This window comes from Pseudoalteromonas sp. BSi20311 (genome assembly GCF_000239875.1).
GTDB lineage: Bacteria > Pseudomonadota > Gammaproteobacteria > Enterobacterales > Alteromonadaceae > Pseudoalteromonas.
The window spans coordinates 1-8,914 of the sequence record NZ_BADU01000048.1 but is presented as its reverse complement, the minus strand read 5'-3'; the positions used below and the strand labels follow the sequence as shown (position 1 = coordinate 8,914).

Annotated in this window: 6 protein-coding genes and 2 pseudogenes; 7 read left to right on the top strand and 1 reads right to left on the bottom strand. The window is 39.8% G+C overall.

Features of this window, described 5'->3' with window-relative positions; translation table 11 throughout:
• Window positions 1-1,251, bottom strand: a 1,251-nt coding sequence (locus P20311_RS04485) for a DNA gyrase subunit A (RefSeq protein WP_036984837.1), incomplete at its 3' end; no start/stop codon positions are given.
• 178 nt (window positions 1,252-1,429) lie between these two features.
• Here P20311_RS04485 and ubiG point away from each other — a divergent pair.
• The 7 genes and pseudogenes from ubiG to yfaE all read left to right on the top strand — a co-directional run bounded on the left by ubiG (window position 1,430) and on the right by yfaE (window position 8,688).
• A complete protein-coding gene (ubiG, locus tag P20311_RS04480; protein ID WP_008110155.1) occupies window positions 1,430-2,140 on the top strand; it encodes a bifunctional 2-polyprenyl-6-hydroxyphenol methylase/3-demethylubiquinol 3-O-methyltransferase UbiG in 711 nt (236 codons plus the stop codon).
• Window positions 2,140-2,820 carry an HAD family hydrolase gene (locus P20311_RS04475; RefSeq protein WP_008110153.1) on the top strand — a complete coding sequence of 227 codons (681 nt, stop codon included), beginning with the start codon at window positions 2,140-2,142 and terminating at the stop codon, window positions 2,818-2,820. The genes ubiG and P20311_RS04475 overlap by 1 nt, the downstream gene beginning before the upstream one ends.
• A 411-nt stretch (window positions 2,821-3,231) precedes the next feature.
• Entirely contained in the window at window positions 3,232-5,514 is a 2,283-nt protein-coding gene (gene nrdA / locus P20311_RS04470; RefSeq protein WP_008110149.1) for a class 1a ribonucleoside-diphosphate reductase subunit alpha, read from the top strand.
• Window positions 5,515-5,575: 61 nt separating this feature from the next.
• Window positions 5,576-6,361 (top strand): annotated as a pseudogene (gene nrdB, locus P20311_RS04465) (class Ia ribonucleoside-diphosphate reductase subunit beta); the annotation flags it as partial.
• Between the two features lie 95 nt (window positions 6,362-6,456).
• Window positions 6,457-7,226: pseudogene (nrdB, locus tag P20311_RS04460) on the top strand (class Ia ribonucleoside-diphosphate reductase subunit beta); the annotation flags it as partial.
• 77 nt (window positions 7,227-7,303) lie between these two features.
• The gene (gene nrdB / locus P20311_RS04455) at window positions 7,304-8,434 is read left to right on the top strand and encodes a class Ia ribonucleoside-diphosphate reductase subunit beta (RefSeq protein ID WP_008110144.1); all 1,131 of its coding nucleotides are present in this window, start codon (window positions 7,304-7,306) and stop codon (window positions 8,432-8,434) included.
• A 5-nt stretch (window positions 8,435-8,439) separates the two neighbouring features.
• The gene (yfaE, locus tag P20311_RS04450) at window positions 8,440-8,688 is read left to right on the top strand and encodes a class I ribonucleotide reductase maintenance protein YfaE (RefSeq protein ID WP_024600991.1); all 249 of its coding nucleotides are present in this window, start codon (window positions 8,440-8,442) and stop codon (window positions 8,686-8,688) included.
• Window positions 8,689-8,914: the final 226 nt, after the last annotated feature.

Here is an 8,914-nt window from a genome sequence, read left to right as displayed (position 1 = left end):
TAATTCCCATGGACGCGCTGTTAATGCAACTTTTGCTTCAGCAGGTGTTGGCGACTTACGAATAAGTTCGATAATTGGGTCAATGTTAGCCAGTGCAATCGCTAAACCTTCTAGCGTATGCGCACGGTCGCGGGCTTTGCGTAAATCAAATACCGTACGACGGGTAACAACTTCACGGCGGTGAATAATAAACTCTTCAAGCATTTCTTTTAAGTTGAAACACTTAGGTTGGTTATTAATTAACGCAACCATATTCATACCAAACACAGTTTGTAACTGAGTTTGTGAATAAAGGTTGTTTAAAATAACTTCACCTACGTCACCACGTTTGATCTCGATAACGATACGCATACCGTCTTTATCTGATTCATCACGTAATGCGCTGATCCCTTCAATTTTTTTATCTTTAACTAACTCGGCGATTTTTTCAATCAAACGTGCTTTGTTAACTTGGTAAGGGATTTCATGAACAATAATGGTTTCGCGACCCGTCTTTTCATCGGTTTCGATGTCAGCACGCGCACGCATGTACACTTTACCACGACCGGTTTGATAAGCTTGTTCAATGCCTTTTTTACCGTTAATAATCGCCGCAGTTGGGAAATCAGGCCCAGGAATGTAATCCATTAACTCCGTAATGGTCAATTCAGGGTTTTGAATAAGCGCTAAACAGCCATTCACGACTTCTGTTAAGTTATGTGGCGGAATATTTGTTGCCATACCAACCGCAATACCCGATGAACCATTAACTAACAGGTTAGGTATTTTAGTGGGTAACACATCAGGAATTTGCTCTGTGCCATCGTAGTTAGGCACAAAATCAACCGTTTCTTTTTCAAGATCGGCTAATAATTCGTGCGACATTTTTGCCATACGTACTTCTGTATAACGCATTGCCGCTGCTGAATCACCATCAACCGAACCAAAGTTACCCTGACCATCTACTAGCATGTAACGCAGTGAGAATGGCTGAGCCATACGTACGATGGTGTCATAAACTGCACTGTCGCCGTGTGGGTGGTATTTACCGATTACGTCACCGACCACACGGGCCGATTTTTTGTAAGGCTTGTTCCAGTCATTACTAAGCTCGTTCATTGCAAACAAAACGCGGCGGTGAACAGGTTTTAAGCCGTCACGTACGTCTGGTAATGCACGTCCTACAATTACACTCATGGCGTAATCTAAGTAGGAGTTTTTTAACTCGTCTTCAATATTGACTGGCAGAATTTCATTGGCGAGATCAGTCATTTGATATCACATTCCTTCAGTATCAGCTCTTAACAACCCAGTATTAGGTATTAAGAGTGTTTGTTATTATTTCTAAGTAACCATGCTATCACAATTAATTTTAATTTACAGGCGCAAAACTTTGCGATTTATCAATTTAGGCCTATATAATGGCCTCAGATTGACGAGGAAGTATTTTATGACCGAACATCAAAATGTAGATAACGCAGAAATAGCAAAGTTTGAAGCCATCGCAGAACGTTGGTGGGATTTAGAAGGCGAATTTAAGCCGCTTCACGAAATTAATCCATTACGATTAGATTTCATCGCAGACAAAACCAAAGGATTATTTGATAAAGAAACCCTCGATGTAGGATGTGGTGGTGGCATTTTAAGTCACAGCATGGCGCGAATGGGCGCTAAAGTAACTGGCATTGATATGGGCCAAGAGCCTTTAACTGTCGCCAAGTTACACAGCTTAGAAACAAGTGTCCCCGTTGAGTATATAAAAGTACCTGCAGAGCAGTTTGCAAATGAGCACCCTGAGCGCTTTGATGTGATCACTTGTATGGAAATGTTAGAGCACGTCCCCGACCCTGCTTCTATTATTCATGCGGTGGCTAAATTAGCAAAACCTGGGGCCGATGTTTTTTTCTCTACTCTTAATAAAACCCCAAAAGCTTACTTATACGCTATTGTCGGTGCAGAAAAACTATTAAAAATGGTCCCCGAAGGTACGCACGACCATAAAAAATTTATTAAACCTGCACAATTAATTGCATGGGCAGAGCAAGCTGGCTTAAAAGTACGTGCCAGTGCTGGTTTAAGTTACAACCCGCTTTCTAAGCAATACACAATGAATGATGATGTGAGCGTAAATTATATGCTGCATTTTGAGAAGTTAGCGTAATGGCAAGCTCTCAAATCCCCATTGCCCCAATGGAATATCAAGCATTGCTGTTTGACTTAGATGGCACTTTACTCGATACCGCCGATGATTTAGGCGCCGCACTCAACACTGTGCTGCGTAATCATCAGCATCCTGAAGTGAGTCGTGATATATATCGACCCGCAGCTTCAAATGGTGCTGCCGCTTTATTGGCTGCTGGTTTTAAAGAAAGCTGGGCGCAACAACCGCAAGAGCAACTTTTACAAGAGCTAGTTACGCAATACGCTGCCAACATTGCCACCCATACCCAATGTTTTGTAGGAATAGAGCAATTACTAATCGCACTTGATAACAAAGCAATCCCTTGGGGAATTATGACCAATAAGCCCGGATTTTTAACTGATCCTTTAGTCAAGGCGATTCCTGCATTAAAAAATGCACGTATTGTGATAAGCGGTGATACCTTAGCTGAATCTAAGCCCTCACCCCTTCCTTTACTGTATTGCGCTGAGCAAATGAGTGTAGATCCTTCACGTTGCTTATATATAGGTGATGCGCAGCGTGACATTCAAGCAGGTAAAGCAGCCAATATGCACACCGCAACCGCACTATGGGGATATGTACCGAGTGTTGACGAGGCATTGGCTTGGAATGCGGATTTTAATTGGCACAGTCCTATAGATGCATTTAACCACATATAGTGTCATGTTAATTAATAAACACTACATATTGTGATTGTGTTAGTTTTTACGCAAAGCTTGATGATAAAAAAAGCAGACAAAATTTATTTTTAAAAAGCGTAAATTTAATCTTTCCTTAGTTGATTTTTACAAATTTCAACTTAACCGAATGATCAAAGGTTAATGCCTACTAACACAATTACGTTATCCCAACGTTATCCACAATGAGAGCGGTTTCTGTCCCTTGCAAAAGATCCCAGACCACACTATCTTGTGATCTCTAATTTGAACAACACCAGATATTGTGGCTAAATGTTATTCAATTAAATTCACCAAACCGGTGAAAATAACAATAAACGAATAGGCACTGTGCTTTTTTAGGTGCACGCATTGGTCAAAAATATTTAATTCCCAAGGAATACAGGCAAAGCTATGAACCAACAGTTATCTGTAAGCAAACGTGACGGTCGTAAAGAGCCACTCGATCTTGATAAGATCCATCGCGTTATTGAATGGGCCGCCGAAGGTTTAAATAACGTTTCGGTTTCACAAGTTGAACTTAAATCGCATATTCAATTTTATGACGGTATTCGTACTAAAGACATCCACGAAACGATTATTAAAGCTGCTGCGGATCAGATTTCTAAAGAATCGCCTGATTATCAGTACCTTGCTGCTCGTTTAGCTGTATTCCATTTACGTAAAAAAGCCTATGGCCAGTTTGAGCCACCGCGTCTTTTTGACCATGTTACTAACATGGTTGAACAAAAACGTTACGATGCACATTTACTCGTTGATTACACAGAGCAAGAATTAGATGAGCTAGATGCGTACTTAGATCATTCTCGCGATCTTAACTTTAGCTACGCAGCAGTAAAACAGCTTGAAGGTAAATACCTAGTTCAAAACCGTGTAACGGGTGAAATTTACGAAAGCGCGCAGTTTTTATATATCTTAGTGGCTGCAAGCTTATTCTCTGATTACCCTCGTGATACACGTATTGATTACATCAAACGTTTTTATGATGCGGTTTCATTATTTAAAATTTCTTTACCTACGCCAATTATGTCGGGCGTACGTACACCAACACGCCAGTTTAGCTCATGTGTACTTATTGAGTGTGGCGATAGCCTAGACTCAATTAATGCTACATCATCAGCAATTGTTAAATACGTTTCTCAACGTGCTGGTATTGGTATTAATGCAGGTCGTATTCGTGCACTAGGTAGCCCTATTCGTAACGGTGAAGCGTATCACACTGGCTGTATTCCGTTTTATAAGCACTTTCAAACAGCGGTTAAAAGCTGTTCGCAAGGCGGTGTACGTGGTGGCGCAGCAACCCTTTTCTACCCGCTTTGGCATTTAGAAGTTGAAAACTTATTAGTACTTAAAAACAACCGTGGTGTTGATGATAACCGCGTACGTCACTTAGATTACGGCGTACAGTTTAATAAACTCATGTACTCACGTTTAATTAAAGATGATTACATTACGTTATTCAGCCCCTCTGATGTGCCTGGCCTTTACGATGCATTTTTTGAAGATCAAGACGAGTTTGACGCGCTATATGTAAAATATGAGCAAGACGAGTCAATTCGTAAAAAACGAATTAAAGCAATTGAGCTGTTCTCTATGTTTGCTCAAGAACGTGCTAGCACGGGTCGTATTTACTTACAAAACGTTGACCACTGTAATACACACAGTCCGTTTATCTCAAGAGTGGCTCCGATCCGTCAATCTAACTTATGTTTAGAAATTGCGTTACCAACTAAACCTCTTAGCAACGTGAATGATGAAGAAGGTGAAATTGCACTTTGTACATTATCTGCGTTTAACTTAGGTGCCATTGAGTCTTTAGATGAACTAGAAGAGTTAGCTGAGCTTGCGGTACGCGCACTTGATAACCTACTTGATTTCCAAGACTACCCAGTACCTGCAGCTAAAAATGCAACTATGGGACGTCGTACGCTAGGCATAGGCGTTATTAACTACGCATACTACCTAGCTAAAAACGGTAAGCGTTATTCAGATGGCAGCGCAAATGCGCTTACGCACAGAACATTTGAAGCAATTCAGTACTACCTAATGAAGGCATCTAACGAACTTGCTAAAGAGCGTGGAGCATGTCCTAAATTTAACGAAACTACATACTCGCAAGGTATTATGCCAACCGATACGTACAAACGTGATTTAGACAAGATTTGTGATGAACCACTGCACCTTGATTGGGATACATTACGTGCCAGCATTAAAGAGCATGGTATGCGTAACTCCACGCTGAGCGCATTAATGCCATCAGAAACGTCATCGCAAATCTCAAATGCAACTAATGGTATCGAGCCACCGCGTGGTCACATTAGTGTTAAAGCAAGTAAAGACGGTATTTTAAAGCAAGTTGTTCCTGACTACGAACGCCTTAAAGATAACTACGAATTACTGTGGGATATTCCATCAAACGATGGTTACTTACAATTAGTAGGCATAATGCAGAAATTTATCGACCAAACAATTTCAGCAAATACTAATTATGATCCAAATAGATACGAAGGCGGTAGAGTACCTATGAAAGTCTTATTAAAAGACTTACTTGGTGCCTACAAGCTAGGTGTTAAAACACTGTACTACCATAACACCCGTGATGGCGCATCAGATGCACAAGAAGACGCTCCAGAAGTGGAAGATGATGATTGTGCAGGCGGCGCGTGTAAAATTTAATAGTTAAACTTAAAGCGGGCGCCTTGCCCGCTTTGTCCTGATAGTTTTTTGAGTGATAAACATGTCTTATACTACTTTTAGCAGAAATCATAATAACCAAATGCAAGAGCCAATGTTTTTTGGTCAAACCGTTAACGTGTCACGTTACGATCAACAAAAATACCCTATTTTTGAAAAGCTGATTGAAAAACAATTGTCTTTCTTTTGGCGTCCTGAAGAAGTTGACGTAAGTAAAGACCGTTTAGACTTTCAAGCGCTTCCTGATCACGAAAAGCATATCTTTTTAAGTAACTTAAAATACCAAACTTTGCTTGATAGTGTTCAAGGCCGTTCGCCTAACGTTGCACTATTGCCAATCGTGTCAATTCCTGAGCTTGAAACATGGATTGAAACATGGGCGTTTAGTGAAACCATTCACAGCCGTTCATACACACATATTATTCGTAATGTAACTCAAGCCCCTGAACTCATTTTTGACGACATTGTTAGCAATGACAAAATTAGTGAACGTGCCGATGCCGTAACCACTTATTACGACGATTTAATTAACTCGGTGTCGCTTTACAACCTGTACGGTGAAGGCAAACATGACATTAATGGTGAAACCGTTGTGGTTAATTTATTTGAGCTGAAAAAGAAATTGTATCTGGCGATGATGTCAGTGAACATTCTTGAAGCTATTCGCTTTTATGTCAGCTTTGCGTGTTCATTTGCGTTTGCCGAGCGTGAGCTAATGGAAGGCAATGCTAAAATTATTAAGCTTAAATCCCGTCAGTCATGCACACACAATAGCAAAATTTTAAAAACTAATCAAGCTAAATCAAACACAAACAACGTGATCAACTTGTGTGGAACCACACATAAAATTACAAAAAATGCCACACAACTTAAAATAGCAGCATAAAAAATAAATATGTGGCTTTATCCCGGAATAAATAAAAAATGAAATATACTACTTTTAATCAAAAAATAATGACGCTTTAAAAGAACCGATGTTCTTTGGCAACCCTGTGAATGTATCACGTTATGATGTTCAAAAACACGTGGCATTCGAAAACTTAATTGAGAAACAACTGTCTTTCTTCTGGCGACCAGAAGAAGTTGATGTATCAAAAGATCGCGGGGATTGGCAAAGTCTATCTGATGCCGAAAAGCACATTTTCATCTCTAACCTTAAATATCAAATCTTACTTGATAGTATGGCCGCACGTTCAGTTAATGCGGTGTTACTCCCATTGGCTTCCTTACCTGAAGTTGAAACATGGATAGAAACATGGGCATTTAGTGAGACGATTCATTCTCGTTCATATACACATATTTTAAGAAATTTATTCACCAACCCTGGTGAAGTATTTGATGAAATAATCATTAACCCTGCAATATTGAAACGTGCTGAAAGTATTTCGCTTTACTTTGATGATTTAATTTTATATTCACAGTTATATAACTTACATGGCGAAGGTAAACATACATCTGAAGGTGTTGAATATGATGTTACTTTACGCAAATTAAAGGAAAAGTTATACCTTGCGGTGTGCTCTGTTAATGCTTTAGAAGCTATTCGTTTTTACGTTAGTTTCGCCTGTTCGTTTGCGTTTTCAGAGAGATCTTTACTTGAGGGGAACAGCAAACTAATTCGCCTTAATTCACTACAAAAAACATCACATTTAACTGGTCGGTCGGTCGCCCTTCCTTTAGAATCAAGCAATAAAACGAACTTTAACTTATGTGAAACATCACATAAACACAGCATTGCTGCATAACACAAGTATTTATGTGAGGTTTAAAAATGAAATACAGCACCTTTAATCAAACACAAAACAACGCATTAGCAGAGCCTATGTTCATGGGTCAAAGCGTCAATGTTTCTCGGTATGATCAGCAAAAGCATATGGTATTCGAGAACCTTATTGAAAAGCAGCTGTCGTTCTTCTGGCGACCAGAAGAAGTAGACGTATCGAAAGATAGAGCTGATTGGCAAACGCTCAGTGAAGCTGAAAAGCACATCTTTATCTCAAATTTGAAATATCAAACACTACTTGATTCAATTGCGGCTCGTTCAGTTAGTGCTGCATTTCTACCTCTGGTTTCAATACCTGAGCTCGAAACATGGATAGAGACATGGGCTTTTTCCGAAACTATTCATAGCCGTTCTTATACGCACATTTTGCGTAACCTATTTACTGACCCAAGCGAAGTTTTTGACGATATCGTCATTAACTCTGCGATCATCAAACGTGCTACTAGCATATCTAAATACTTTGATGACCTAATTCAAATCACGCAAGTGTATAACTTACATGGTGAAGGTGTTCATGAAATTGATGGTAAAAAAGTCGAAGTGACTGAACGCAAAGTTAAAGAGAAGCTTTATTTAGCTGTGTGCTCAACAAACGCACTAGAAGCGATTCGATTTTACGTGTCATTTGCTTGTTCATTTGCCTTTGCAGAACGCTCATTGCTTGAAGGGAATAGTAAACTGATAAAACTTATCTCGCGAGATGAATCCGTGCACCTTTCGAGCACACAGGCCATACTAAATCTATGGTCTAGCGGCAAAGATGACCCCGAAATGAAGGAGGTGTCAGCTGAACTAAAAGAAGAAGGTCGTCAGATATTTCTTGAGGTAGTTGAGCAAGAAAAAGAGTGGGCTGACTACCTATTTAAGGATGGTTCAATGATTGGTTTGAATGCTGACATTCTGAAGCAATATATTGGATACATCAGTAATCAGCGCATGGCTGCTATAGGTTTAGATACACCGTTCGATGTAAAGAGCAACCCACTGCCTTGGATGAGCTCTTATCTCGTAAGCGACAATGTTCAAGTAGCTCCTCAGGAAGCTGAGTTAAGTAGTTACTTGGTTGGTCAAGTTGATTCAGAAGTTAATGCAACAGACTTCGGTGATTTTGACTTGTAGTTGCGATGAAGTTAAAGATAGATGGCAAGCTGATTGGAACTTGCCATCCTAACAAAACAATACTTGAGAATATGGAAGCTTTAGAGTTAGTGCCTAATTATATGTGCAGAGATGGATTTTGCGGAGCTTGTAGAATAAAAATAAAAAGTGGCACGGTTAATTACTCTTCAGAACCTTTGTCCTTTGTGCGAGACGGCGAAATTCTTACTTGTTGCTCAAAAGCTGAAACAGATATTGATCTAGAAACAGACTAAGTAAGATGTCGCTCAACTACAGGGCATACCTTGCTCAGTTAACGCCCAGATAAACCATGGATAACGCTTCAAGTTTTCCATGGTTTATTTACATACAGACCCGTGAACACTCCCTAAGTAATGAAATTCTTTTTTATTTTTTAAAAGTTCTGAAAGGTAACTGTTGCGCAAATGTGACTTGCTTGGTGCTCTGGTTATTGCTTTGAAGTCAGCCGCTGCTCCTACG